Raw genomic sequence first — 26,198 nt, 5'->3', positions numbered from 1 at the left:
GCGATCAGAAGATCAAGGCGGTCGAATGAACAAGGAACGACTTCAACCATTCAACGGCCCGCTTCAGGTGGAGGGGTACATCCAAGGGGTCGATGCTCCTCCTGTTGGCAGAGCGCTGTACCCCAGGTTGAGGCTGGCCGTGGTCCTTGAGCTTCGTGAATACATCCACGCTTCAAACTTCGAAAACATTCAAACGGTGGTCTTTGGCTCCCTGACCGGGGAGTTGCAGGTCCAGGGGCAAACCATCGGGCATGTGCTGCCCTTATCGGTCCGTGAGCGGGCGTTGACCCATCACCCGTACCACCAAACTCTGCATCTGTCCCCGGAAATCCCCCTCGACCCCCGCCGTTTGGAATGGCTGGAAGAACAGAGGAACGGCAAAAACCTTGAGCTGACCCTCAAACTCGAAATCGCCACCCAGACCTTCGGTTTGATCCCTTGGGACGGGCCTTTTCAAGGGCAAATCGGGCTCATCGACACTCAGCCCATCAAAGGCGACCTGCGATATACCGTGCCCGACACCCATTGGCGCGAGCAGGTGCTTCCGCAACTTGGCTACGGCAAGGTCATCGCCTTTGAGCTTCCCGCCGTTTCGTTGCAATCCCACGAGGGGTTGAAACACGCCTTCACCGCCCTGGAACAGGCACAACGGCTGTTCCATCAGGGGCTCTACGACGAGGCGGCCGCCAAATGCCGCATCGCTTTGGAGCAATTCCAAGAGCAGGTCGAGAGGGGGGACGGATCGGGCAGGACCATTCCCAAACTGAAAAAACATTGGGAAACCCGATTGGGCAAGACGACCTACGACTGGCTCGATCAAGCCTTGATCCCGCTCAAGGATGCCGCCAACAAACCGGCCCACTCGGCCAACAATCACTTCGACCGCCTGGGCGCTCAAATGCTGCTGATGGTCACCGCAGCCCTGGTCTCCTACGCCGCCCGTTATCTGGAGGGGACCGGAGAAACCCCATGACCACCACCCCGGAGCAAATCGCGGCCTGGGTAGCCCAAGGCGAATCGGCCACCCTGGAGCTCAAAAAGTCCACCGCCGAGAAGGATCGGGCCTGCCGCACCCTTTGCGCCTTGGCCAACGGTCGGGGCGGGCGGGTGCTGTTCGGGGTGACCCCTGCCGGCAAGGTGGTGGGGCAAACAATCGTCGATCGCACCCTGGAGGAGCTGGCGCAGGAGTTCCAGCACTTTGAGCCACCGCTCTTCCCCACGGTGGAGCGGGTGGGTGTGGCGCCGGGACTGGAGGTGCTGGCGGTAAGCGTGGCCCACAGCGCGCGGGTGGTGAGTTTTCGCGGCGTGGCCTACGAACGGGTGTTGAACACGACGCGCACGATGACGCGCGAGGCGTACCAGCGCCGTTTGCAGGAGGAGCTGCACGCCGTGCAGCGCTGGGAAAATCAACCCGCCGAAGGCTGGGAGGCGGCGCGGCTGGATGCACGCGAGCTGGAGCTGACGCTGGAAGAATCCATCCGCCGGGGCCGGATCGAAGACCCCGGCACGCGCCAGCCGCTGGAGATCCTGCGCGGGCTGGGTTTGCTGGTGGAAGGCGACCGGCTGTCGCGGGCGGCGGTGGTGCTGTTTTGCACGCAGGAGACGCCGCTGCCGGACTTCCCGCAACTGCTGCTGAAGGTCGCCCGCTTCAAGGGGGCGACGCGGGACGAGTTTCTGGATAACCGGCAGTTCCACGGCAATGCCTTCGCGTTGATGCGCAAGGCGGAGCGCTTTTTGATCGAATCGCTGCCCGTGGCCGGTCGCATCGTGCCGGGCCGGATGGAGCGAGTGGATACGCCGCTGTTGCCGATGGAGGCGCTGCGCGAGGCGCTGGCCAATGCCTTCGTGCATCGCGATTACGCCATCGGCGGCGGCTCGGTCGGCGTGGCGCTCTACGACGACCGGCTGGAGATCGTCTCCATTGGCGACCTGCATTTCGGCCTGACGCCGGAGGCGCTGCTGCGCGAACACGAATCGCGCCCTTGGAATCCGATGATCGCCCATGCCTTTTACCGGCGCGGCATCATCGAAACCTGGGGCCGCGGCACTCTGAAGATCGCCCGCGCGATGGGCGACGCGGGGCTGGAGCCGCCAAGTCTGGAGGTTCGGGCCGGGGCGGTGGTGGTGACGTTCGCGCTGCCGAGGAAAACGACAGGGAAAACGACAGGGAAAACGACAGGGAAAACGACAGGGAAAACCCCCGAGGCGGTGCTCCGGCTGCTGAGCGGCGACCCGAATCTGACCGTGCCGGAGCTTGCCGCCCGGCTGGGCAAGTCGCAGCCGACCATCCACCGCGCCCTGCGCAGTCTGCGCGAATCGGGCCGCCTGATGCGCGTCGGTCCCGACAAGGGGGGGTATTGGCAGGTGTTGGACGACTGAGGAGTGGCTTCCAAAAGCCCTGTTCCTTTTTTCAACCCGGTTGCGCGATGGGGTGGAAGCAGGGCGCAACGCACCGTCCAACAAAGACTTTCTTATTTAAGAGCAATCTCCCGTTTGGCGGAAAATCCGTCCCATGGAGGATCCATGACCCGTCCCTACACCATCCGCATCTTCGTCGCCCAAGGCGACCCCGATGGGCTGCGCATCGTCGAACGTTCCAACTGGACCGGTCGGGGGGATTCGAAAACTACGCTGGGGACATGGGGCAAAAGGGAAAAGCGGGGGCGTCCGGGTGATCTACTACTTCTACAACGAAGAGATTCCCCTTTACCTGCTCACGCTCTTCGGCAAGAACGAACAGGCCAACCTCACCAAAGCCGAGCGGAACGCCCTCGCCGATCTGGTGCCACTGTTGGTTGAAAGCTCAAAGAGGAAAAACCGATGGCAAACGCATTCGAAAGCATCAAGCAGGGTTTGACCGAGGCCATTGCCCATGCCCAGGGCAACGAGGTGGGGGGCGTTCTTCACAATCCGCGCCCCGTGGACGTGGCCGCCCTACGCAAGCGGCTGGATCTGACCCAAGAGGCGTTCGCGGCCCGTTTCGGGTTTTCGGTGGCGACTCTGCGCCACTGGGAGCGGGGCGACCGACAACCGGCGGGACCGGCCCTTGTTCTGCTCAACGTGATCGAGCGGGAACCCCAGGCGGTGTTGCGGGCCTTGGCCTAACCAACGCCCACCTTCGAAGGCACAAGAACCCGCCCCCGTGGCGGGTTTTTTCTTGCCCGCGAAATCCTTCCCCGGTGTGACCCTGGTGTGACCCAAACAAAAAAGGGGTTACACCCGAAGGCGTAACCCCTTTTTTGTTTGGTGAGCCCAGCTGGATTCGAACCAGCGACCCTCTGATTAAAAGTCAGATGCTCTACCGACTGAGCTATAGGCTCTTGGTGCCGACTTAAAGAAGCCGGCCTACAACAATGGTGGTCGGGGTGAGAGGATTTGAACCTCCGGCTCCTACGTCCCGAACGTAGTGCTCTACCAGGCTGAGCTACACCCCGACAGGAAAACCGAATTTTGCGTGGGATCCAGCCTGAGTCAGGACCGGCGGGTCAGCGTGAAACGGGCGACCTCTTCGAGCTGGTCCCTGATGGGCGAGGGCGGCAATTGCACCAGAGCTTCGAGCGCCAAATCCACGTACCCCCCGGCGCGGGCGAGAGTATAGGCAACGCCCCCGCAAGACTCAACGGCTGAAAGCGCCCAATGTACATCCTCGTCGCTCGGGGTCTCCTTGGTCATGATCTCACCCAAACGGTCCACTGCGACCGCGTCCATATACTGCAAGGCGTGGATCACCGGCAGGGTCATCTTGCCGTCGCGGATATCGTCGCCGGGGCTCTTGCCCATCTCGGCGGCGCTGGCCACACAATCAAGTGCATCGTCCACCAACTGGAAGGCATAGCCGATGTGGCTGCCAAAAGCGGCGGCCGCCTCTTCGATGGCCGAATCAACCCCAGCCACCACTGCCCCGACCCGAGCGGCGCCGTCGAACAGGGCGGCGGTTTTGCAGCGGATCACCTCGTTGTAGTCCTCCTCAGTGGTCTCCAGGTCGCCGGTCTTGGCCAACTGGAGCACCTCCCCCTCGGCCAGGGTGCGCGAGGCGGTGGAGAGGATCTGCAAGACCCGGATGTCGCCGTCGCCCACCATCATCTCGAAGGCGCGTGAGAAGAGAAAATCGCCCACCAGCACCGAAGCTTGATTGCCCCACACCGCGTTGGCGGTGTCACGGCCCCGGCGCAGATTCGATTCATCCACCACGTCGTCGTGCAGCAAGGTTGCGGTATGGATGAACTCGACCACCGCCGCCAACGCCAAATCGCGTTCGCCGCGATAACCCAGCATCCGCGCCATCGCCACCAAGAGCAGAGGGCGCAACCGCTTACCGCCGCCTTGCACAATGTACTGCCCCAATAGGGGGATGAGCGGCACGTCGGAGCGCATCTGCTCAAGGATGACGGCGTCGACCGCATTCATCTCGTCGCGGACAAGGTCGCGCAGGGCTTGAATCGGCATGGGGAAAAGGGGCTCCAAACGAGGCGGATCCAGGAAACGCCGAACCAGGCTCCTGCCTTGTTCGGCGACGCTTCGCCAAAAACGTCGTTTTGGCTGCGCCTGCAAAACCGGTCGCTCATGCGCTCGGTTTTGGCAGCCTGCTCCGATGCTGCCGGAAGCACCGCAAAAACAGCGCTTCCCTAGGAATTCTGAGCGGATGGTAAGGGTCAACCCCCCTCCATTCAACCAAGGCGAGCAATATGGCATGATCCAACCACGCAACCCCTTGCCCCCGCCCCCTTGACCCTCCGAGGCAATCCGCATGCGGCTTTTGATTCAAGCGGTCCGTCTGATCGATCCGGCCACCGGCTGGGATGGCGTCACCGACCTGGCGGTCGAGGATGGCGTCGTGCTGGCCCGGGGCGAGATACCCGCCGGATTTACCCCCGATCTGACCCTGGACGGCAGCGGCAAGTGGCTGCTGCCGGGGCTGGTCGACATCCATGTTCACTTCCGCGAGCCGGGGCAGGAATACAAAGAGACGCTCGCCTCGGGGACCCGCTCCGCCGTCGCCGGGGGGGTGACCTCGGTGGTCACCATGCCCAACACCGATCCGGCCATCGACACCCGAGCCATGGTCGAGTGGCTGCTGGAGCGGGCCAAATTCACCGCCCACTGCCGGGTCTTCCCCGCAGGCGGCATCACCCGGGGACTCAAGGGTGAAGAGCTGACCGAAATGGCCGACGAGCTGGCGGGGGGGGCGGTTTGTTTCACCGACGACGGCTATCCGATTGCCTCCTCAAGGGTGATGCGCCGGGCGCTCGAATACGCCAAGGGGGTCGGCGCCACGGTGGTGGTGCACGAAGAGGACTGCGGCCTATCGGGCAAGGGGTGTATGAACGAGGGGTGGATGAGCACCCGCCTCGGGGTGCCGGGGATCCCCCACGCAGCCGAGGATGCGATGATCGCCCGCGACATCGAGCTTGCCCGCCTGACCGGCGCCCGGTTGCACATCGCCCACGTCGCCACCGCTGGGGGGGTCACGATGATCCGCCGCGCCAAAGCCGATGGGGTGAAGGTCTCGGGGGAAACCTGCCCCCACTATCTGCTGCTGACCGACGAAGCACTGGCCGGATACAACACCGACGCCAAGATGTATCCGCCGCTGCGCACCGCCGCCGACCGCGACGCCCTGCTTGAGGGGCTGCGCGACGGCACCCTAGAGGCGATTGCGACCGACCACGCCCCCCACGAACTCGACGCCAAACGCACCACTCTGGAGGATGCCGCTCGCGGCGTGGTTGGGGTCGAAACCATGCTCAGCGCGGTGCTCACCCTGGTCGATCAAGGGGCGCTCGATTTGAACCAGGCCATCGACTTGATGACCCATCAACCGGCCCGGTTGATGAACCTGCCCGCCCATGTCGGACGGCTCGATGTGGGCGACCCCGCCGACATGGTGCTGGTCGATCCCGCCGAGGACTGGATGGTGGATCGCGCCCAGCTCCACTCCAAATCCCAAAATACCCCCTTCCACGGCATGACCCTCAAGGGGCGCGCTGTCGCCACCTGGGTGGGGGGCAAACTCAAACACTCGGTGGAGCCTTTTGAAGCCGAGGGGGCGGCATGATCGCCATCCGCCAGACGGTGGCCGAGGTGATCGAGACCCAGCCCGCCCCCGAGGGGTACGGGTTTCTCACCCTGCGCTGCCCCGAGATCGCCCGCGATTTCATCCCCGGTCATTTCGTCCACATCCGCGTTCCCGGCCTCGACCTGCGCCGCCCTTTCTCGATTCAAGATGCGGACCCGGTCGCCGGAACCTTAGAGCTTTTCTACAAGGTGGTTGGCAAGGGCTCCAAACGGCTCGGCCAGTGCCGAGTCGGCGAGCGACTCAATCTGCTCGGCCCCATCGGCGCCCCCTTCCCCCCCATTGTCGGCCCCGCCGTACTGGTCGGGGGGGGCATCGGGGTTGCCCCCTTGATTGGGCTGGCCCACCGGGCAGCCGCCACCGGCCAAGCGGGGGCGACCACCCTGCTGATGGGGCAGGAGTCGGCGTTTTCGTTTGAAACCGACCTTTCGAAACTCGATTTCCCCGGTGTCTCGGTCTCTTTAGGCCTGAGCGTGCTGGAAGAACTCGGCATCCCTTCACGCCTGTCGCGCATGAAGGGGGGGGACGGGGTCCATGCCGGGCTGATTACCGAGCCGCTGCGTGCCCACTTGGCAGCCCGCTCCGACCGCCCGGCGGTGTATACCTGCGGCCCCACCGTGATGATGCGGGCGGTGGCGTCGGTGGCTCAGGAATTCGGGCTAACCTGCTATGCCTCGATGGAGGCCCACATGGCCTGCGGAGTCGGGGGGTGCGCCGGGTGTGTCATCCCCTTGAATACCGAACGTGGCCCCGCCATGAAGCGGGTTTGTGTCGACGGCCCGGTCTTTGACGCCGCCAGCATCGACTGGGAGGGGTGCCCGTGAGCGATCACTTCATGAATCCCAGCAGCGCCCCCATCGTTACCGACATCCCGGTCACCTTCGCCGGAATCGCCCTGCGCAACCCGGTGGTGCTGCTCTCGGGCTGCGTCGGCTTCGGTCACGAATACCCCCGCATCGCCGGGTTCTCCAACGATCTCTTCGGCGCCATCGTCCTCAAGGGAACAACCTTGGAGCCTCGGTTGGGTAACAAGCCCCACCGACTGGCCGAGACCCTCGGCGGCATGCTCAACACCATCGGGCTGCAAAACCCAGGCGCCCGCTACGTGGTCGACCGGATCCTCCCCACCCTGCCGCAAGGGGGGACACGCTGGATCTCCAACATCGCCGGCTCCACGGTCGAGGAATACCGTGAGGTCGCCGCGATCTTCGACAACTCCCCCATCGACGCCATCGAACTCAACGTCTCGTGCCCCAACGTCAAGGAGGGGGGGGCCGCCTTCGGGGCCGATCCCGAGGTGCTCGGGGCGGTGGTGCAAGCGGTGCGCAGCGCCACGAGCAAACCGCTGATTACCAAGCTTTCCCCCAATGTCACCGACATCGGACTCATGGCCCGGGTCGCGGTCGAGGGGGGCTCCGACGGGCTGTCGGTCATCAACACCCTGATGGGGATGGCGCTCGACTGGCGCAAACGCAAACCAATCCTCGGCCCCGGCCAGGGGGGGCTCTCCGGCCCCGCCATCAAGCCGGTGGCGCTGCTCAAGGTGCATCAGGTCCGCCAGGCGGTGGGGCCGAATGTGCCGATCATGGGGCAGGGGGGGATTGCGTCTGCCGAAGACGCTCTTGAATTCGCGGTGGCTGGGAGCACCACGGTGGGGATCGGTACCGCCCTGTTTTACGATCCGCTTGGGGTCGCCCGTATCCCGCAGGAGATCCAGGGATTGCTGGCAAACGAGGGGGTGGCGTGGCAGGAGTTGATCGGAACGTTGCAATGGCCTGGGAGTAAACCGGCGGCGAGCTGCTGCCGGTAATCACAATGCACGGGGAGGGACGATGAGGTTGTGGCTGGCGGGGGGCTTAGCCCTGATGTTGATGTTGGGGGGGTGTGGGAACCAAACCGGTGCAGGGGCGGGCTCGACCGCCAACACCGTCGTCATCGGGGTGCTCCTACCTTTGACCGGCGCAGCGGCCACCATCGGCCTGGCCGAAAAAGCGGCCATTCAGCTGGCCGCCGACCTCATCAACACCCCCTCGACCTTGAACCTGCCCGCCGTGTCGGGGAGTGGCTTGCCCAACCTGGGGGGAACCCAAGTTTCGTTGATCTTCGGCGACACCCAGGGCGACGCCATCGTGGCCGCCAGCGAGGCGGCGCGGCTCATCAATGCCGGCGCAGTCGCCTTGATCGGTTGTTACCACAGCGCCGCCACCAAAACGGCGGCCCAGATTGCCAACGGGCGAGGGATCCCCTTCCTTAATCCCGACTCGACCGCGCCCGACTTGACCCAGCAGGGCTACACCACCTTCTTTCGCACCACCCCCAGCGATGCCACCTTCGTCAACGCGTTTTTTTCGTACATGAACTTCATCGGCCACCCGATCAGCCCGGCCAACAACGGCCTGACCATCGTCTACGAAAACGGCACCTTCGGCACCGGGATCAACACCCTGGCCACCTCAACGGCGCTAACCACCTACCTGACGGTGGCAAGCTCGGTCCCCTACAGCGCCACCGCCACCAGCTTTACCACCCAGGCGAGCCAGATCGCGCTGACCATGCCGCGCACCCTCTTGCAGGCCTCGTACACCAGCGACGCCATCGGGCTGATTCAGGCCTACAAAACCGCCAACATCGTTCCCAAAATGATCGTCGGCATGGACGCCGGATTTACCGATCCCCTATTTCTGAACAACCTGGGAGTCAACGCCGAAAAGATCGTTAGCCGCGCCACCTGGAACCTCGATCTGACCCATAGCAACACCCTGGCCGCCTCGGTCAACACCCTGTACAAGGCCAATACCGGCAGCGATCTGGACGACGCCTCGGCCCGCGCCTTCACCGGCGCCATGACCCTGTTGGACGCCATCAACCGGGCCGGAACCAGCAACGCCTCCCCGGTTTTGGCCGCCCTGAGCGCCACCAACCTGCCCGCCAGTCAACTCATCATGCCGTGGGCGGGCATCAGCTTCGACATCGCCGGGCAGAACACCCTGGGCAGCAGCATCATGATTCAGGTGCAGAACGGCACCTGGAAAACCGTCTGGCCCGCCTCGGTCGCCACGGCTGGCACCGTCTACCCCTTCCCGGCCTGGACCGCGAACCCTCGTTAAATAAGCATAAATAAGGTCGTTTAAGAGCTTATTGCTCTAAGGGCTTGATTTTTAAAGCTGCAACCCTCAAGGTCCGTCGCCCATTGGTTCATCACCAGAGGACACGACATGGATCGCAATCGGAAGCTCGCTTTAGTCGCCATTGCAAATGATCGGGAAATCCAGCATCTGCTGGGGCTATGCCGCTCCTGGCAGCTTCCCGATCCCACGCTGCACGCCCCAGGAAGCCCACCAACCTCGACCTCGGGCCGTACCCCAGTCCTGTTGGTCGGTCGCGGCCAAACCCCACACTTGGCCGACCTGCTGCACAACGATCACGCCTTTGAGCTGCTGGTCACCTTCGACCCCTCCCTCCTCGAACACCCCGATCTGCTACGCCGTTGCAACCGGGTATTGGTCGCCCCGTTCGACGACGACACCCTGATCGACCACCTCACCGACGACCATCCCCATGACCCCTCCCCCGCCGTTCAGGAGATGCTCAGCCTGAACATCCTGGGCGATTCGCCCCCGATTCGGCGGATGCTCAAGGTGGTGGCGACCTTCGCCGGATACGACACCCCGGTGCTGCTGCGGGGCGAAACCGGCACCGGTAAAGAGATGGTGGCGCGGGGGATTCACTACACCGGCGCCCGCTGCGACCGCCCCTTTGTTCCGGTCAACTGCTGCGCCTTGAACGACGATCTGCTGCTGGCCGAGCTCTTCGGTTACGAAAAGGGGGCCTTCACCGACGCCAAGCAGGCCCATCCCGGCTTGGTGGCCCAGGCCTCGGGGGGGACTTTGTTTCTGGACGAGGTCGACAGCCTGACCCCCAAGGGGCAGGGGGCGCTGCTGCGCTTTTTGCAGGACCGGGAATACCGTCCCCTGGGAGGCACCAGCACCCTGCGCAGCGATGTGCGGGTGGTCAGCGCCACCAACCGCGACCTTGAGGTGCTGGTTGCCGAGGGTCGTTTTCGCGAGGACCTCTACTACCGGCTGCACATCCTGCATATTCAGATTCCGCCGCTGCGCGAGCGCCCCGGCGACGTTGCGCTGTTGGCCGAACACTTTTTGCGGCAATTCAGCCAGCGCTACCGCTGCCCCGAAAAAAAGCTGCACCCCATCACCCTGGAGTGGATGAACCACTACCCCTGGCCCGGCAACGTCCGGGAGCTCGAAAACTACCTGCACCGGATTTTCGTGCTCTCGACCGGACGCAGCATCTGCATCCCCACCGTCAAGGGGGACCCCCTCCACCTGACCCCCGCCTCGGACACCCCCCGCGCCAAGGCGTCGAGCGCCCAGCGCAATTTCAACGAGGCCAAGAGCGAGGCGATGGAGGCCTTCGAGCGCAGCTACCTGCAAGAGATGCTGCGCACCACCGACGGCAACGTCTCCGAGGCGGCCCGCCTGGCCGGCAAAGAGCGGCGGGCCTTCGGAAAACTGCTCAAAAAATACGGGATCGACCGGGGGAATTTCGGGAAGGATTAAACCGGGTGGATCGCTCCTGCTGCCGCTCGAAACGACCCACAACAACACGGCCCATCACCATCGATCAAGGAGTCCACGTCATGAAGCGCAACCACTGTTTCCGTCCGCTGCTGCTCGCCTGCGTCGCCCTGTCCGCCTGGATGCCCCCCCTCACCGCCGATGCGCGCGAGCTGCTGGCCAGCTTTGCCTACATCGGCTGCAACCGGGTCGGTTTCGGGGTGACCGATCCCGCCCCCAGCACCGCCAACGTGGCGCAGTTGCAGCAGACCCTGGCCGACATTCAGACGCTGCCGGTGAAGCCCGACTATTTCTTTTTCGTGGGGGATTTGGTGCTGGGGATGCAGCCCGACAACGGCCAAACCGCCGCCGCCGAGCTCAACGCCTGGAAAACCCTGGTGGATCAAAGCCACTTCGCCGACAGCCACATCGAGCTGGTCCCCCTGCCGGGCAACCACGAGGCCGACGCCTCGCAAGAGGTCAGCCCCGGCAATTACGTCGAATACCCCGACTCGGCCAACCTTTCGGCCTGGGTCGCCTGGCTGGCGGCCAACCATCTGGCCAAAGCCAGCAACGGTCCCTCCGGCCCCAAAGCACTGCAACGCGACCTACTGGCCGAGGACAACAACCAAACCCAGACCTACTCCTTTGACGACCTGAAGAGCGGTGTGCACTACGTGGTTCTGAACACCGACTCCCTCTCAACGGTGGCCAATCCCCTGCTTGCCGATAAGACGGTGGCGAGTTGGGCGCCGCTGCACTGGGTGGAGCGAGATTTCGCCAAAGCCTCGAAGAATCGGAAGATCAAGCGGATCGTGGTCTTGGCCCACAAACCGCTGGTGCTCAACAACCCCGGTCCCCACGACATCGTCTACAACACCGCCCCCCATACCTTGGGCGATGCGCTGCTCAAGCTCTTTGGCGACACCCCGAAATTCGCGGGCTACTTCTGCGCCCACGCCCACGAGTGGCTCTACACCGACAAGATCGGCCCCAAACACAACGTCACTCAGGTGATCGCCGGGAACGGCGGCAGCGAGCTCGAAGGGGATTGGAATCCCGAGGGTGGACCCTACTTCGGTTTCACGGTGGTCAACCTGTACGACGACGAGACCGTCGGGGTCGTCTCCTACACCCGCCCCGCCCCCGATCCCTACAACGCCCCGGCCCCCCAACCGGCGGCCAAACCCGCACCGGAGATCGTTTTTCCGGTCGTGGGGCGGTAAGCGACCAGGGGGGGTGAACCCGGCTCGACCGGGGCACATCACCCCCCCAGCAGTGTTGAGACAAGCGCCGATTGATTCGGCGCACCCTTGCGACCCACGGATGGACCGCCAAAACCAGGAACGTCAACGACCGGTTTTGAAAGCGCCGCAATAACCGCGACGGCGCGTGCCCTCCAAAAAACGCCTCTACCCAGCGCAGGAATCAACGCGGGGGGTCCGATCCCCCCATCCCCGCCGACGACCCACGTCGAACCGCCCCCCCGAATTCCCCGATTAAGCCCCTGGGTCCCCCGTGCCCCGGCCGGGTCATCCGCGACCCACCCCCCCATCCTCTGCCAAACCCCTGCAATTGCGCCCATTACCCCCTCATCAGGTAATGCCAAGGGCCTCCCCCCCCTGGGTCCGCCGCGACCCACCCATCGCCGCAACAAATTCAATATTTTCGTTTGATTTACAAATACTTAACGAACCAAAAAAACCTTGGCACACCCCCTGCAATAGGGGTTCCCGACGCCCCTCGACCGTACCTGGGCCGAGGCGATCCGGGCAGCACGCGACTGGCCGGATCGCCCGGCGTCCGTAGCCGACATCAACGCAGGGCAGCGCCACAGCAGGCGGCGGTGCCCAAAGGATCCGACGAGGGAGAAACCGCGTGAGCCGAATCCAACGAGACGAGATTGCCAGCGCCGCCGATGCCATCAGCCGTTACCTGGCCTCGCGGCCCGACGCCTCCGAAACCCTGGAAGGGGTGGCGCGGTGGTGGCTGTTGCGCCAGCGCTACAACGATTCCCTCGATCTGGTGCAGCAGGCGCTCGACCGCCTGGTCGCCCAGGGCGAGGTCGTTTGCCAGAACACCAATGGCGGTCAGGTGATGTACCGCCGCTCAATCACGACCCACTAAAAAGGGTCGTCCTGAGGCACGCCGCGAAGGTACTTCTTGGAGCGGCGACCACCGGGGCCAGGCCGAATCGTTCGGCATGACCTATGGGATGACACAGAGGAGCCGAGAAAACCATGTTGGGAAGTGTCCAAGACAAACTCACCCGGGTCCGTCCGCCGCGGGTGAAAATCACCTACGACGTCGAAACCGGTGGGGCGCTCCAGAAGAAGGAGCTTCCCTTCATCATCGGCATCTTCGCCGATCTGTCCGGCGACTCCGCCTCGGAGCTCCTCCCGGTCAAGGATCGCAAGATGGTCGAAATCGACCGGGACAACTTCAACGCCGTCCTCAAATCGTGCAAACCGCGCATCAAGCTGGCCCCGGTCCCCAATGTGCTGGGCGGCACCGGCAACCTCAGCGGTCTGCTCACCTTCGGCGACCTGACCCACTTCGAACCTCTGTCGCTGGTGTCGCGCCCCGACTGGGGTGAGATCCCCGGCGACGGCACCAACCCGGCCACCCCCGCCGTCAATCCCTTCAAGGTTTGGTACGACCGGCGCTGCCGCATCCGCGACCTGCAAACCAAGGTCGAGGTCTCCGACGCGGTGGCCAAGCTGCTCGACCTGGCGGTCACGATTGGAACCGAGGGGGATGCGTTGCGGGGCAAATTCACCACCGCCTTCACCGGCGACGATCCCACGGTTTGGCGTGGAGTGACCGCCGCCGACGAGGTGGCGACTTTGGCCGAGCTCATCGGTGGCGACCCCGCCGCGACCCTGGCGATGTTGGGTCAGCTGACGGTCGACGTTCTGGCCAACATCACCGCCGCCAACATCCCCGATGAGGATCCGCGTCGCGGCTGGTCGGCGGGACAGTTCATGGATGCCCGCACTGCCGAGATCGACGCCCTGGTCGCCAAGCAGCTCAACCTGGTGATGCACGACCAGCAGTTCAAGGATCTTGAGGCGACTTGGCGGGGGATGTTCTACCTGATCTCCCGGGCCGAGACCGGCACCATGCTCAAGCTGCGGGTGCTCAACATCAGCCGCGACGATCTCTACAAGGATCTGACCAAGGCGGTTGAATTCGATCAGAGCGCCGTCTTTAAAAAGATCTACGAGGCCGAATACGGCACCTACGGCGGCGCCCCCTACAGCATGTTGCTGGGCGACTATCGCTTCGGCAGCAGTCCGCAAGACATCACCCTGCTCGACAAAATCGCCGAGGTGGCCGCCGCCAGCCACGCCCCCTTTGTCGCCGCAGCGGCGCCGGGGCTGTTCGGGTTGGGGAATTTCGAGGCGCTGGCCAAGCCCCGCGACCTGGCCAAGATCTTCGAGAACACCGAGCTGACCGAATGGCGCGGCTTCCGCGACAGCGAGGATTCCCGCTACGTCTCGCTGGTGCTCCCCGATGTGTTGCTGCGCCTGCCCTACGGCGACAAGACCAACCCGGTCGAGGGGATCCGCTTCGAAGAGGACGTGGGCTCGGTCGACGAATGGTCGCTCCCCCCCGCCGGAACCCCCGACACTGCGCTTGAGCCCGACAGCACCAAGTTCCTTTGGGGCAACGCCGCCTACCTTTTGGCCAATCGGGTCACCACCGCCTTTTCCCTCTACGGCTGGACCGCCGCTATTCGCGGCGTCGAAGGGGGGGGATTGGTTCGGGGGCTGCCCGCCTTCAACTTCAAAACCGGCGAGGGTGACGTGGCGATGATCTGCCCGACCCAGGTCGCCATCACCGACCGGCGCGAGAAAGAGATCAACGACCTGGGTTTCATGGCGCTGTGCCACTGCAAGGGGACCAACCAAGCGGTTTTCTTCGGCGGCCAAACCACCAACAAACCCAAGCAGTACATCTCGGATCTGGCCAACGCCAACGCCCAGGTCTCCTCGATGCTCCCCTACATCTTGTCGGCGTCCCGTTTTGCCCACTACATCAAGGTGATCATGCGCGAGAAGGTCGGCAGCTTCATGACCCGGAGCAACGTCGAGTCCTATCTCAACAGCTGGATCGCCCAGTACGTGCTGCTCGACGACGAGGCGCCCCAAGATGTGAAGGCCTCCTACCCGCTACGAGCGGCCAAGATCAGCGTCACCGATGTGCCCGGCAAGCCGGGGGCCTACAAGGCGACAATCTTCCTCAAGCCCCACTTCCAGCTTGAGGAGCTGACCACCTCGATCCGCCTGGTAGCCGATCTTCCGGCCTAATGCGATGACTCGATCCCGCCCGATGCGGTAGCGGGATAGCGACATACGAAAGGGAAAAACCATGGACCTGATTCTTTTGCAGCCCGGCGACGACTCCATCTTCGGAGGGAGCAACAGCTGGCAGGACGGCGGCAGCCTCATCGACGCCGAGTGGAAGGACGACATCCTCAAGCAGGTCGGCGACCGCCCCTGCTTCGAGCTGGTCTCGATCCACCAGGGGATGAAGCAGCAGGTGACCACCGACGTGAGCAACTCGGCCCGAACCTCGGGACGGCCGGTCATCACCGAGTTCACCTGCGTCAAATACGTCGATAAGACCTCGGTAGGGCTCTACGACTACTGCCTGCGGGCCAAGCCGCTCGACTCCTCGGGGACCAAAGCTGCGGCGACCAAGCTGTTCATCATGCGCAACTCGGGGGATCAGACCCTCAACATCATGACCTTCTACCTGCGCTACGCCCTGATCAGCGAAATCCAGTTTCAGTCCCACCCCGACGACATGCCGACCGAGCAATTCAAGCTCAACTTCACCGAAATCCTCTGGGAGTACTCGGTGCAGGCGGCCGACACCACCTCGCCCGGCATGCGGGCGGCGGGTTGGAGCGTGTCGCGCAACCGGCCCATTGGGGACTTCACCTCTTAATCGGGTGCGGCGGGCGCATGAAACGTTATCTCTTCGAGCGGTTGAGCGACCCCAGAGGGGGGCAGCGGGAGGGGGACGACCCCTTGGCGTTGATCCGAGCCAATGTGCAGCGGATCGTCGCCAGCGCCCGCTCCCCCTTCGACGGCCAGGAGGGGCTCTTCGGCTTCGGCCTGGAAAGCCCGGTCGCCCTGCACCCCGGCGGCGGAGGGGAGGCGCTGGCCGCCTATACCCAGGCGCTCAGCCGGTTGATCGCCCGTTGGGAGCTGCGTCTGCGCGACGTGGCGGTCGAGGTCGAACGGGGGGTTACCAACGCCCCCTACCGTTTGGTGGTGCGGGCCAAACTCAATCTGGGACAGGAGGTTGAGGAGATCCGATTTCCCCTGGAAGGGCAGCCGTAAGGCTGCGTCGGGGGCGTCGCATAGTGGTTTTTCGGAGAGTGTCATGACCGGCGAAGCGCTCAAACTCAAAGACTTTTACCACGAAGAGCTGCGACTGCTGCGTCAAGAGGGTCGGCAGTTCGCCGACGCCCATCCCGCCACCGCCCAGGCGCTGGCCATGAGCCATGGCCACTCGGGCGATCCCCACGTTGAACTGCTGCTGCAATCGTTCGCCTTCCTCACCGGTCGGCTGCATTACCAACTCGAAAGCGACCGGGCCGCCTTGCCCAACACCCTGCTCGCCGCCCTGTATCCCCACCTTGAGGCCCCCATCCCCTCGATGGCGGTGGCCCAGGTGGCGATGAAACCGGGCGGCCCCTTCACCCTGGAGCGCCACCGCCTGTTTCAAACCCAGGCCAAGAGCAGCGAGGGGTACACCACCCCCTGCCGAATGCGCACCTGCTGGCAAACCACCCTGCTGCCGTTGGAGGTCGCTTCGCTCCATCTGCGCAAAGCGGCGAGCCTGGAGTTCTTGCTGGGGCATCCCGAGGTCTTCTCGACCCTACAGGTGCAGGTGACCCGCATACCAGGGAGCAACGACCCCATTCAAGCGCTGGGCGCCCCCACCCTGCGGCTGCACATCGACACCCGCGCCCCTGCGGCCTTCACCCTTTACAACCTGCTGATGGTCAACCTGAGCGGGATCGCGGTGCGGATCGGCGCGCAGACAACCTTCCTCCCCCCCGAGACCCTGCGCTGGGTCGGCTTCGAGGCGGACGAGGGGGCGCTGCCGGAGCGGGACGCTACCCACCCCGGCTACCGGCTGTTGCAGGAGTATTTCGCCTTCCCGGCCAAGTTTCTCTTCTTCGATCTGGAGGGAATCGACCTGGGGGGGGCGATTGAGGATTTCGAGCTCTTCTTTCTGTTCGATACCAACGCCACCTTCAAGGCGAACCGCTCCCTGCTGCGGCTCAACTGCGTGCCGCTGGTCAACCTCTTCCCCCAACCGATCGACCCGCTGATCCTCGACCAGAAAAGCTACGAATACCGGCTGACCGGCGACGTCGCCCGCCACCGCTACTGCGAGATCTACGCCCTCGAACGGCTGACCGCCACCCGCCCCGGCGGACGTCCCCGCGAGGTGGTCCCCTTCTTTGCCATGGAGGGGTTTGATCGGTTGGAGGAGCGGGACACCTTCTACGGCTGGCGCCGGGAGGAGAGCCATCTGCCCCAGGTGGCCGGAAGCGAGTTCTACATCTCGTTCATGGATCGACAGTTCGACCTGGATTTGCCCGCCGACGCGGTGATCGGGGGGCGGGCGCTGTGCACCAACCGCAACCTGCCCGAATGGCTGCGGGCGGGCGACACCTTCAAGTTGGAGGGGCCCGGCGCGGTGGTCGGGGCGACCCTGCTCGACACCCCCACCCCCCACCGCCACCCCACCCAACTCGGCGCCCGCCCTTGGCGGCTGGTGACCCAACTGGGGATGAACCTGCAAAACCTCGATCTCGAAAACCTCAAGCGGATGCTGCGTCTGCACGCCGGAGAGGACCGAGAAAAGGGGTGGAAGCAGATCGAGGGGTTGGAGGGGCTGACCCTGACTCCGGCGATGCGGCTGATCGAACAGCAGCCGTGGCGAGGTTTTAGGCGGGGATTGGCGGTTGAGTTGCAAGTGATCGAAAAACGGTTCGAAGGGGGCAGTCCGCTGCTGTTTGGGGCGGTCCTCACCCATTTTCTGGCGCTGCTGGCCCACCTGAACACCTTTGTCGAGGTGGGGCTTAGGAGTGATCGTCACGAGGGGGTATGGAAACGATGGCCAGTGCGTTGCGGCGACCAGCCTCTGATTTAAGGGGGCAACTCCAGCGGGGGCACGCGGGCTTCGATTTCTATCAGCTCGTGCGCCTGTTGTTGCGTCCCGGGCAGGGGCACCCGGCCAACACCACCGGTGCGCACGGCGATCCGATTCCGCCGCTGCGTTTCAAGGGGGAGCTGTCGGCCGCCTTCCCCGGCCACGAGGTCAGTGGCTGGAAAACCGAGGGCGAGGATGGCCCCGTCGCGCTGGCGACCCCCAACTACAGCATCGCGGGGGCCATGGGCCCCCTGCCCGACCCTTACGGGGAGTGGGCTCGGGATCGGGCGGCCCGGGGCGACCGGGCGATGGGCGACTTTCTCGATCTGTTCAACCACCGCATCAACACCCTGCGCTTTGAGATCAAGGCCCGGCAGCAGCCGGGATTGAGCACCAGCGACGACCCGGAGCAGACCCCCCTGGGGCGGGATCTGGCCGCCCTGCTCGGATGCTGCGATCCCGACCTGCCCAACCCCCTACCGCTGCCCCGCCGCGCCCTGCTGGCTCTGACCGGCCTGCTGGCCGATCAACGCCGCAGCCCCACCGCCTTGATTCGGGTGCTGGGCGCCTTCGTGCAAGCGCCGGTCGCGCTCGAACCCTACGTGGGCAACTGGTTCGCCATCGCCGAGGAGGACCAAATCCGCCTCGGCAAGCGCCGCAACCGGCTCGGGATCGACACCCCCTTGGGGCAGCGGGCCTGGGACGAACAGGCGGGAATCGGCCTGAGCATCGGCCCCCTGCCCCGGGCGCGCTTCGAGGCGCTGCTGCCGGGGGGGGAGGGTCACGCCGGTTTCAAGGCGCTGCTTCACTTCTTGACCGGACGCTCCCTCGACTGCCACATCCGGCTGCAAACCCAGCCCTGGGATGCCCGGCTGCAACCGCGTGCCACCCACCTGGGGGCACAGGCGCGGTTGGGCGACGCCCCGCTGCTGGCACGGGCGCCATCCCCCCGGCTCGGCCTCGATGCCTGGCTGGGGGATGGGGCCGATCTACCCGATCACCCCCCCAGCGAGGTGCGCTTTATCATCCCCGCCTTCGCCGGGCAGGAGGCGGCATGAGCGCGGTCATCGGACGCAGCCGCATCGATCTGCGCGAGCCGCCGTGCGGCGACGATGCCCTGCAACTGGCCATCACCCTGGCCGACGGCACGGTGCTGGGTCAGAACCTGTTTCGCCTGATCGGCTTCAAGGGTCAGGAGCAGGTCAACGCCCCGTTTTCGTTTCAGTTGCAACTGCATGCCAATACCGACCCCGCCGCGACACGCCAGATCGATTTCGACCAGATCATGGGGCGCCCGGTCACCTTCGCGGTGCGCCGTCCCCTTGATCCCGACGCGACCCCCATTCCCTTTCTGACCGCCCTGGCCCAGGGGGGTAGCGCGCAGTGGTCGTTTTTCAACGGCATCGCCGTCTCCTTCGCCATGGCCGAGCCGGGGGTCTACAACCTCACGGTCAAGGCGGCGCTGTTCAAACTCAGCCTGAGCAACAACTACCGCATCCACCCCCAATGCAACATCCGCGACGCCATTGCCGGGGTGCTCGACCAGCACAAGGTCGCCTACGACATGAGCACCCTGGAGGGGGACGACAATCCGGCGGTGTGGCGGGTGCAGGACTGGTTGCAGGCAGGCGAGAGCGATCTGGCCTTCGTGCAGCGCTTGATGGGCAAGGCGCAGCTTTACTTTTACTTCCTGCAATCGGCGCGCGGTCATGTGGCGGTCTTCGCCAACCGCCCCCACTACGCCAAGGTCTACCCCGACAACCGCCCCCTGCGTTACACCATGAGCAACATCGAGGCGCTCGGTCTCGATCAGGACGACTTGATTACCCAGTACAGCTACGAACAGACCCTGACCACCTCGACGATCCATGGCCGTTTCGTGCGTCAACATGCCGCCTGGGAGGCCCCCTTCTACCCCCCCGAATACGCCAGCGTGCAGGCGACCCAGCCCGAGGGGGACGACGATCTGCCCTTCCATCAGTACAAGATTTTTCAATACGGCTGCAATCAGGAGGAGGTCACCCGCTTCACCGGCAACGCCGCCGACGCCCTGGCGACCTCGGGCACCTCGCTCAGCGGGGCGAGCAGCTGCGACCGAATGCGGGTCGGCCACACCTTCACCCTGACCGGCTCACTCATCGCCCCGAGCAACCCCAGTCCGGTTCGCCCCAGCCTTGAAGGGCGCAGTTTCGTCCTGACCCAGGTGCAGCACGAGGCCAGCCTCGACGGCAAGTATTCCAACCAATTCCAATCGACCGAAGAGACCGGCTTGGTCACCCCCTTCGACATTCAAGACACCCACCAGGGCTCCCTACTCGCCCAGGTGGTGGCCCATCAACCGGTCGAAGGATCGGGGCGCTGGGAGTACGACTACAAAGGGGACTTCGACCTGGCCCGCCACACCTTCGAGGACACCTGTAGCGGCGACCGCCTCGACGCCAAGGGGGTCTACGTCAGCTTTTCGACCGACGGCGGCGGGGCGGCGACCTTCGTCAAACTCGCCCCGAGTATGCAGACCATCCCCGAGGTGGGGGCCATCGTGTTGGTGGGGCGCAGCAGCGACGAATCGGAGCTGCCCGAAATCCAGCAAATCCTGCACAGCTTCGGCAGCAAGGTGGTCACCCCCCCCGGCTGGACCAGCAACACCCAGGTCGGCAACAACGATTCCACCTCGTACGGCGACAGCCGTGCACTGCGCTACGGCATGAATTCCAACGTCTCGACCGGCGACGTCGACGCCGCCTGGGGCAAGGTCTCGGGGGCCTACGACAGCGGCAAATTCAAGGATGCCTCCTACAGCAGGGGGGCGGGGTGGAACTACTCCACCTCTGAAAACGGGCGGCACGCCATCCTCAGCGAGAGCTATTCCTACGGGAATACCTACAGCACCTCGGAGGCCGATGAGTCCAAGGTGTGGTCCGACACCGGCTACAACTACCGGGAAGACAAGGTCGGCACCAGCGAAAGCCTTTCGACCACCGGCACCGAAACCCGTACCTCGACCACCGGTACCTCCACCACCACCAGCACCGTCGGCACCTCCACCAGCACCAGCACCACCGGGACCAACACCAACACCTCGATCACCGGCATGTCGAGCAACACCTCGGTGACCGGGATGCACACCGAGGTCTCCGCCACCGGGATGAGCACCAGCAGTAGCATCACCGGCATCAGCCAGGGGATGAGCCTGACCGGCATGCAAAACCGGATGGAGATGACCGGCATCAGCAGCAGTTTCGGCCTGACCGGCATCAGCACCGGCTTCAATCTGACCGGGATGAGCGACAGCGCCGCCATCACCGGGGCAAGCAGCGAACTGCGGGTGACCGGAGCGAGCGACAGCATCGGGGTCACCGGCATGTCGACCGGCATCAACGTCACCGGGGTCTCGACCAACATCGGGGTGACCGGGGCCAACACCAGCATCAGCGTCACCGGCGATTCCACCGACATCGGGGTGGTGGGCAGTACCACCCGAATCAACGTCACCGGATCGAGCACCGGGATCAACGTCATCGGCTCCAGCACCGACATTACCCTGGCGGGCGACACCACCTCGATCACCCTGTCGGGGGTGAGCAACAACATCAACCTCTGGGGCTCCGGTGTGCAGTGCCAAGAGAAGGTGGCCCAGCTCGAAGCGATCCTCAGCGGCCTGAGCACCGACCTGGTCGGCGCCCTCAAGATCGTCTTATGAGGACGTCATGAGGCTGATCCAACCCCTGTCGCTGGCCATGATGCACCGCTGTTTCACCCACGCGGGCAGCCACCACTTTGTGGCGGTCGCCATGGGCTTTTTCAAGCTCGGCGCCCCCAACCCCCGCTTTTTGGCCGTGCACCAGAGCTGGCCCGAGGCGCTCAAGGCGCTGCCCCCCAAGCAGCCGCTCGACACCCTCGATCCCAAGCGCTACGGCGAGGTGCTGCTGGCCTCCATCGCTTACCCCCCCGGCGGCAAGGCGGTGACCGCGATGGGGGTGTCGGTTCAAGTCGGCCCCATTTCGAAACGCTTAAAAATCATCGGCGACCGCACCTGGCGGGCGACCGCGACCGGGGGGCAAAAGATCTGTGCCCCCACCCCCTTTACCGCCATGCCGCTGACCGCCGCACGCGCCTTCGGCGGCCCCGACCACTTCGGCAATCCCGACGGGGTCGGCTACACCGGCAAACGGTTGGGGGGGGCGGGCGAGGGGGCCATGCCCAACATCGAAAATCCCGACGATCCGATCCGCCACCGCACCCAAAAGAGCGAAGCGGCGGGGTTCGTTGCGGTCCCCATCACCCACCCGGCCCGGCAAGCGTTGCTCGGCAGCTTCGACGCCGCATGGTTGGCGGTCGACGCCCCCAACATGCCCCGCAACCGCGACACCGCCGCCTTCAACGCCGCCCCCATCGATCAGCAGATGGAGGGATTCTTCGCCGGCGGGGAGCCCTACCGCTTGGAGGGGCTGCACCCCACGCAAGCGGTGATCGAGGGGATGTTGCCGAGCATGCGCCCCCGGATCTTCGTGCAGCGGGTCGGTCAGTCGCCCGAAGAGGCCCAGGCGCTCGATGCGGTTTTTGACACGGTGTGGCTGATCCCCCACCTGGAGCTCGGAGTCTGCCTCTATCGCGCCCAAACCGACTGCCTCGACCCCGACGGCGAAGACATTGCCGCGTTGCTGGGGGGGTACGAGTCGCTGCATGACGCGCCCCGCGACCTGGCCCACTACCACCGCACCCTAGCGGCCCGCACCGACCCGAAAACCGCCCACCTGCACGCCTTCGACGACGCCCCCCTCACCCCTGTCGTCGCCGCGGCCGAACAGGCCCTGCGCCAGGCGATCCAGGCGCAGGCCGAGGCCGAGGACCTGGCCAAGCGCCAAGCGCGGCTCGATGAAATGGAGGCCGATTTCTGGGCTCAGTCCCCCCTGGAAAAACCGGTCGACTACCAGCCCCCCAAGGCGCAGCCAAACCCCCTGGGGGTGATCCCCGCCGGCGCCCTGGAGCGGGGCGAAGTCGACCTGGGGGCGATGCTGACCAAGGCCCGCGCCCTTCTCGACGAAGCCGACCAGACCGGCCAACAAAAGCTGGCCGAGCTCAAAGAGCAGCAACAAAACGGCCCCCTGGCCGAGGTTCAGGCCGCCGCCCCCCCGCCCCCCGCCGACCCTGCCAAGGCGCTTGCCGAGGCCGACGAGCGCGCCGAACCCGACCGCCCCTCCCCCCTGGCGGGGGTTGCCGAACTGGAGGGGCTCGACCCCGAACGGCAGGCCCAACTCGACGCCGCCCAAGAGAAGATCAAGGGGCTGGAGGATCGGGCCCGGCGCCAGGCGGTGCAGGCGACCCGTCCCCATCCCGGCCCCGAGGTTGCCGCCCATCTGCGCCGCAAGGTCGAACGCTGGATCGGCCTGGATCAACCGCTGGCGGGGCGCGATCTGCTCGGGGTCGATCTCTCCGGCATGGATCTGCGCGGATGCGACCTGAGCCGCTGCAACCTGGAGCTGGCCAACCTGAAAACCGCCGATCTGCGCGGGGCCAGGCTGGTGGAGGCCGCGCTGACCGGGGCCGATCTGCGCGGGGCGAGGCTCGACGGCGCCGACCTGACCAAGGCCAACCTGAGCAATTTGAAGGGGGCGGGGGCGGTGCTGGCGGGGGCGGTGCTCGACGGGGCGATGCTGGTCGACACCGATTTGAGCGGCGCCGACCTGAGCGCAGCCAGCTTGAACCGGGCGGTAGGGCTGCGGCTGAACCTGACCGCCGCAGTGCTCGACGGCGTCGTCATGACCAAGGGGGCGCTGCTTGAACTCAAGGCGTCCGGCAGCCGCTGGCGGGGGGCAACACTCGACACGGTGATCTTGAACGGCGCCGACTTGAGCGGCGCCGACCTGAGCCAAGCCCACATGAATCGGGTGATCCTGGTCGAGGTTCAGGGGCAGGGCAGTCGTTGGGACGGGGCCAAGCTGACCAAAACGCTGCTCAACAAAGGGGCGCTCAGCGCCTCCAGTTGGATCGCCACCCACGGGCTCAACAGCTCGTGGCGCGAATCGGATCTAACCGGGGCCGAGCTGGGGTTGGTGCGCCTGCTGCGCTGCGATCTGGGCAGCGCCGATCTGAGCGGCGCCCGACTGGTCGAGGGGGCGCTGCCCCACTGCATCCTGATCAACGCCAAGTTCATCGGCGCCGACCTGCGCCAGGCCAACCTCTTCCAGGCGCTGGCCCGCAAGACCGACTTCACCCAGGCCGACCTGCGCGGGGCCAATCTGGTGCGGCTGGAGCGGGGGCACGCCCTGTTCGACGACGCCGATCTGAGGGGCGCTGTCGAAACCGCATTCGGGGCGGTGGCCTGATGACCCCCATAACCTGCGACGAACTCCAAACCCTGCTGCGCCGGGGCAAACCGATCCACGAACGGTCTTTGACCGGGCTCGACCTGAACGGCGTCGACTTCGCCGGAGCGGCGCTGCTCAAGTGCGATCTGCGCGGCGCCAGCCTCGGCGGGGCGAGCCTGGGGCAGGCGGCGCTGCACGAGTGCGACCTGAGCGGCCTGGATCTTTCCGGCTGCCAGCTCGACCGGGCCGCCTTCGTCGCCTGCAACCTGAGCGGCGCCCGCTTCGGCGACCGCCCCCTCAAGCAATTGACCGTGGCCCAAAGCGATTTGCGCGGCGCCGACCTGCGCGGCGCCAGCCCCAGCCTGTGCCAGTGGGTCGCCAGCGACCTGAGCGGCGCCCTTCTGGGGCAAACCCGCTGGTTCAAGGTCTCCACCCTGCAATGCCGCTTCGAGGGGGCCGATTTTTCGGGGGCCTACCTGCATCAGGCGGTTTTTCATCAGGCCGATCTGACCACCTGCAACCTCACCGGGCTGTCGGCGCTGGAGTCGCTGTGGATCGGCTGCAATCTGGCCGGGCAAAACCTGGCGGGAGCCAGCCTGCCCCGCTGCACCCTGATGGATTGCGACCTGAGCGACGCCGACCTGAGCGGCGCCGACCTGAGCCAGGGCAACCTCAAGGGGGCCAAGTTGCACCGCACCCACATGGAAAACCTGCACGCCCCCCACACCCTGCTGCTGGAGGCCGACCTGGTCGACACCGACCTGCGCGGCGCCGACCTGACCGCCTCGGTCGCCCAGAAGGCGCGCCTGGCCGGGGTCGATCTGCGCGGGACGAAACTGGCCATGAGCTTCTGGAAACACTCCTCCCACCAAGGCAGCGATTTCGGCTCCGCCGACCTGCGCCACGCCGATCTGTCCCACCTGCACGGCGACCGGGATTGTCGTTTCGGCGGGGCAAATCTGAGCCGCGCCAAGCTGCATTGCACCGATCTGCCCAACCGCGCCCTGCTCGGCGCCCACACCGCGACGGCTGAAAAAACCCACAAAAAGCTGGCCCAGGCCGAAGCCTTGAGCCTTGAAATGGAGCTGAACCCATGAGCGCCCTACCCCGCCTGCTGCCCCTGCCCCACCCCGCCCCCGCCCTGCTCGGCGTCGAGGCCCGCGTGGTCGCCCTGCAAGGGGGGCGGGCGGTGCTCGACGACGGACGGAGCCTCCCCCTCGCGGCGAGCTGCCTGCTGCAACCCCAGCCGGGGGACCGGGTGCTGGCGACAACGGGGGGGGGGGGGGGGAGGGGTGGATCTTGGCGGTGCTGACCCGCAGCGCGGGGGGGACGGCGCACCTGACGGTACCGGGGGCCGAGTCGCTGCACCTGAGCCAGGCCACGGTGCGGATCGAGGCGAGTCAATCGCTGGCGTTGCACTCGCGCCGCGACGCCGAGCTGACCGCCGCCACCGGCACCCTGAATCTGGCGGCCCGCAATCTCTTCACCACGGTGCTCGAAACCGTGGTGGAGCGGGCGGCCGACAAGCTGAGCAAATTTGGATCGTTCGCCCTGGAGGCGGCGACCCTGCTGCGCCTGCACAGCCGCCACGGGGTCATCACCGCCGACAAGCACATCAGGGTCGACGCCGACCAGATCCACATGGGGTAAGCGATGCCGGGACCGATCAACAACACCCTGACCACTCAAATCGAACCGTTGGAACCGGTGGTGACCTACATCGGCATCCCCATCGTCACGGTGAACTTCGCCTTTTCGATCACCCATATCCCGACCAATTTCCAGGTCATTATCGGTCCGGGGCTGGGGGGGAACATGCTCGATGTGGGGACGGTGGGGTTGGGCGATCAGATGGGTCTCGGGGTCGCCTCGGGGATCAACACCGGCCCCGACGTCAGCATTTTCGGCAGTACCTGCCTGATGATCGGACCCGGTCCGACCCGCAGCACCTGCGACCCCTGCCTGCAAGACCTGAGCGACGGGGTCGGCATGAGCCTGATTCCCGGACAGTTCAGCGCCATGGTGCTGCGATGAGGGGAGGGTGGAGTGATTCGCTGCGGT

The 26,198-nt window shown here is 65.3% G+C and carries 20 protein-coding genes, 2 tRNA genes and 1 pseudogene; 20 read left to right on the top strand and 3 right to left on the bottom strand.

Annotation, left to right across the window (positions count from 1 at the left end; genetic code table 11):
- Positions 1–139 precede the first annotated feature (139 nt).
- From AUJ55_03430 to AUJ55_03420, 3 genes are all read left to right on the top strand, one after another.
- Entirely contained in the window at positions 140–973 is an 834-nt protein-coding gene (locus tag AUJ55_03430) for a hypothetical protein (GenBank protein OIO59475.1), read from the top strand.
- Entirely contained in the window at positions 970–2,379 is a 1,410-nt protein-coding gene (locus AUJ55_03425; GenBank protein ID OIO59474.1) for a hypothetical protein, read from the top strand. The genes AUJ55_03430 and AUJ55_03425 overlap by 4 nt, the downstream gene beginning before the upstream one ends.
- A 441-nt stretch (positions 2,380–2,820) precedes the next feature.
- Positions 2,821–3,105, top strand: a complete 285-nt coding sequence (locus tag AUJ55_03420; protein OIO59473.1) for a transcriptional regulator — start codon at positions 2,821–2,823, stop codon at positions 3,103–3,105.
- Positions 3,106–3,244: 139 nt separating this feature from the next.
- Here the strand turns inward: AUJ55_03420 and AUJ55_03415 are convergent.
- The 3 genes from AUJ55_03415 to AUJ55_03405 all read right to left on the bottom strand — a co-directional run bounded on the left by AUJ55_03415 (position 3,245) and on the right by AUJ55_03405 (position 4,446).
- A tRNA-Lys gene (locus tag AUJ55_03415) sits at positions 3,245–3,320 on the bottom strand.
- Between the two features lie 37 nt (positions 3,321–3,357).
- Positions 3,358–3,434, bottom strand: a tRNA-Pro gene (locus AUJ55_03410).
- A gap of 37 nt (positions 3,435–3,471) precedes the next feature.
- Entirely contained in the window at positions 3,472–4,446 is a 975-nt protein-coding gene (locus AUJ55_03405) for a hypothetical protein (GenBank protein OIO59472.1), read from the bottom strand.
- A 301-nt stretch (positions 4,447–4,747) separates the two neighbouring features.
- Here AUJ55_03405 and AUJ55_03400 point away from each other — a divergent pair, with 301 nt between their 5' ends.
- The 17 genes and pseudogenes from AUJ55_03400 (at position 4,748) to AUJ55_03320 (ending at position 26,171) form a co-directional block, all read left to right on the top strand.
- Complete coding sequence (locus tag AUJ55_03400; protein OIO59471.1) at positions 4,748–6,055, top strand: hypothetical protein; 1,308 nt, start codon at positions 4,748–4,750, stop codon at positions 6,053–6,055.
- Positions 6,052–6,897, top strand: coding sequence for a hypothetical protein (locus tag AUJ55_03395; protein ID OIO59470.1), 846 nt, complete (start codon positions 6,052–6,054; stop codon positions 6,895–6,897). Before AUJ55_03400 ends, AUJ55_03395 begins: the two co-directional genes overlap by 4 nt.
- A gap of 11 nt (positions 6,898–6,908) precedes the next feature.
- Positions 6,909–7,883 carry a dihydroorotate dehydrogenase B catalytic subunit gene (locus tag AUJ55_03390; protein ID OIO59520.1) on the top strand — a complete coding sequence of 325 codons (975 nt, stop codon included), beginning with the start codon at positions 6,909–6,911 and terminating at the stop codon, positions 7,881–7,883.
- A 61-nt stretch (positions 7,884–7,944) separates the two neighbouring features.
- On the top strand, positions 7,945–9,180 hold the full coding sequence (locus AUJ55_03385; GenBank protein ID OIO59519.1) for a hypothetical protein: 1,236 nt from the start codon (positions 7,945–7,947) through the stop codon (positions 9,178–9,180).
- Positions 9,181–9,657: 477 nt separating this feature from the next.
- A complete protein-coding gene (locus tag AUJ55_03380; GenBank protein ID OIO59518.1) occupies positions 9,658–10,650 on the top strand; it encodes a hypothetical protein in 993 nt (330 codons plus the stop codon).
- Positions 10,651–10,730: 80 nt separating this feature from the next.
- Positions 10,731–11,873, top strand: a complete 1,143-nt coding sequence (locus tag AUJ55_03375) for a hypothetical protein (GenBank protein OIO59469.1) — start codon at positions 10,731–10,733, stop codon at positions 11,871–11,873.
- Positions 11,874–12,525: 652 nt separating this feature from the next.
- Positions 12,526–12,774: a hypothetical protein gene (locus AUJ55_03370; protein ID OIO59468.1), complete on the top strand. Its 249-nt coding sequence runs from the start codon at positions 12,526–12,528 to the stop codon at positions 12,772–12,774.
- A 113-nt stretch (positions 12,775–12,887) separates the two neighbouring features.
- On the top strand, positions 12,888–14,960 hold the full coding sequence (locus tag AUJ55_03365) for a type VI secretion system-associated protein (protein ID OIO59467.1): 2,073 nt from the start codon (positions 12,888–12,890) through the stop codon (positions 14,958–14,960).
- A 61-nt stretch (positions 14,961–15,021) separates the two neighbouring features.
- The gene (locus tag AUJ55_03360; protein OIO59466.1) at positions 15,022–15,603 is read left to right on the top strand and encodes a hypothetical protein; all 582 of its coding nucleotides are present in this window, start codon (positions 15,022–15,024) and stop codon (positions 15,601–15,603) included.
- Positions 15,604–15,620: 17 nt separating this feature from the next.
- Positions 15,621–16,001 (top strand): hypothetical protein, encoded by a 381-nt coding sequence (locus AUJ55_03355; GenBank protein ID OIO59465.1) that lies wholly within the window; start codon positions 15,621–15,623, stop codon positions 15,999–16,001.
- Positions 16,002–16,044: 43 nt separating this feature from the next.
- Positions 16,045–17,829 carry a hypothetical protein gene (locus tag AUJ55_03350; GenBank protein OIO59464.1) on the top strand — a complete coding sequence of 595 codons (1,785 nt, stop codon included), beginning with the start codon at positions 16,045–16,047 and terminating at the stop codon, positions 17,827–17,829.
- On the top strand, positions 17,784–18,887 hold the full coding sequence (locus AUJ55_03345; protein ID OIO59463.1) for a hypothetical protein: 1,104 nt from the start codon (positions 17,784–17,786) through the stop codon (positions 18,885–18,887). Before AUJ55_03350 ends, AUJ55_03345 begins: the two co-directional genes overlap by 46 nt.
- A complete protein-coding gene (locus AUJ55_03340; GenBank protein OIO59462.1) occupies positions 18,884–21,529 on the top strand; it encodes a hypothetical protein in 2,646 nt (881 codons plus the stop codon). The genes AUJ55_03345 and AUJ55_03340 overlap by 4 nt, the downstream gene beginning before the upstream one ends.
- Before the next feature lie 7 nt (positions 21,530–21,536).
- Positions 21,537–24,155 (top strand): hypothetical protein, encoded by a 2,619-nt coding sequence (locus AUJ55_03335; GenBank protein ID OIO59461.1) that lies wholly within the window; start codon positions 21,537–21,539, stop codon positions 24,153–24,155.
- Positions 24,155–25,234, top strand: a complete 1,080-nt coding sequence (locus AUJ55_03330) for a hypothetical protein (GenBank protein ID OIO59460.1) — start codon at positions 24,155–24,157, stop codon at positions 25,232–25,234. Before AUJ55_03335 ends, AUJ55_03330 begins: the two co-directional genes overlap by 1 nt.
- Positions 25,231–25,787, top strand: a pseudogene (locus AUJ55_03325) (hypothetical protein). Before AUJ55_03330 ends, AUJ55_03325 begins: the two are co-directional and overlap by 4 nt.
- Positions 25,788–25,790: 3 nt before the next feature.
- A complete protein-coding gene (locus AUJ55_03320) occupies positions 25,791–26,171 on the top strand; it encodes a hypothetical protein (GenBank protein OIO59459.1) in 381 nt (126 codons plus the stop codon).
- Positions 26,172–26,198 lie beyond the last annotated feature (27 nt).

It is taken from the genome of Proteobacteria bacterium CG1_02_64_396 (genome assembly GCA_001872725.1).
Taxonomy (GTDB): Bacteria; Pseudomonadota; MNWR01; order CG1-02-64-396; family CG1-02-64-396; genus CG1-02-64-396.
This window is presented reverse-complemented; position numbering and strand designations above follow the sequence as displayed.

Bases quoted from the DNA above. Each gene is read 5' to 3' on its own strand.
- AUJ55_03425 (OIO59474.1), top strand. From the start codon at position 970: ATGACCACCACCCCGGAGCAAATCGCGGCCTGGGTAGCCCAAGGCGAA.
- AUJ55_03420 (OIO59473.1), top strand. From the start codon at position 2,821: ATGGCAAACGCATTCGAAAGCATCAAGCAGGGTTTGACCGAGGCCATT.
- AUJ55_03405 (OIO59472.1), bottom strand. From the start codon at position 4,446: ATGCCGATTCAAGCCCTGCGCGACCTTGTCCGCGACGAGATGAATGCG.
- AUJ55_03400 (OIO59471.1), top strand. From the start codon at position 4,748: ATGCGGCTTTTGATTCAAGCGGTCCGTCTGATCGATCCGGCCACCGGC.
- AUJ55_03395 (OIO59470.1), top strand. From the start codon at position 6,052: ATGATCGCCATCCGCCAGACGGTGGCCGAGGTGATCGAGACCCAGCCC.
- AUJ55_03390 (OIO59520.1), top strand. From the start codon at position 6,909: ATGAATCCCAGCAGCGCCCCCATCGTTACCGACATCCCGGTCACCTTC.
- AUJ55_03385 (OIO59519.1), top strand. From the start codon at position 7,945: ATGTTGGGGGGGTGTGGGAACCAAACCGGTGCAGGGGCGGGCTCGACC.
- AUJ55_03380 (OIO59518.1), top strand. From the start codon at position 9,658: ATGCTCAGCCTGAACATCCTGGGCGATTCGCCCCCGATTCGGCGGATG.
- AUJ55_03375 (OIO59469.1), top strand. From the start codon at position 10,731: ATGAAGCGCAACCACTGTTTCCGTCCGCTGCTGCTCGCCTGCGTCGCC.
- AUJ55_03365 (OIO59467.1), top strand. From the start codon at position 12,888: ATGTTGGGAAGTGTCCAAGACAAACTCACCCGGGTCCGTCCGCCGCGG.
- AUJ55_03360 (OIO59466.1), top strand. From the start codon at position 15,022: ATGGACCTGATTCTTTTGCAGCCCGGCGACGACTCCATCTTCGGAGGG.
- AUJ55_03355 (OIO59465.1), top strand. From the start codon at position 15,621: ATGAAACGTTATCTCTTCGAGCGGTTGAGCGACCCCAGAGGGGGGCAG.
- AUJ55_03350 (OIO59464.1), top strand. From the start codon at position 16,045: ATGACCGGCGAAGCGCTCAAACTCAAAGACTTTTACCACGAAGAGCTG.
- AUJ55_03345 (OIO59463.1), top strand. From the start codon at position 17,784: ATGGAAACGATGGCCAGTGCGTTGCGGCGACCAGCCTCTGATTTAAGG.
- AUJ55_03340 (OIO59462.1), top strand. From the start codon at position 18,884: ATGAGCGCGGTCATCGGACGCAGCCGCATCGATCTGCGCGAGCCGCCG.
- AUJ55_03335 (OIO59461.1), top strand. From the start codon at position 21,537: ATGAGGCTGATCCAACCCCTGTCGCTGGCCATGATGCACCGCTGTTTC.
- AUJ55_03330 (OIO59460.1), top strand. From the start codon at position 24,155: ATGACCCCCATAACCTGCGACGAACTCCAAACCCTGCTGCGCCGGGGC.
- AUJ55_03320 (OIO59459.1), top strand. From the start codon at position 25,791: ATGCCGGGACCGATCAACAACACCCTGACCACTCAAATCGAACCGTTG.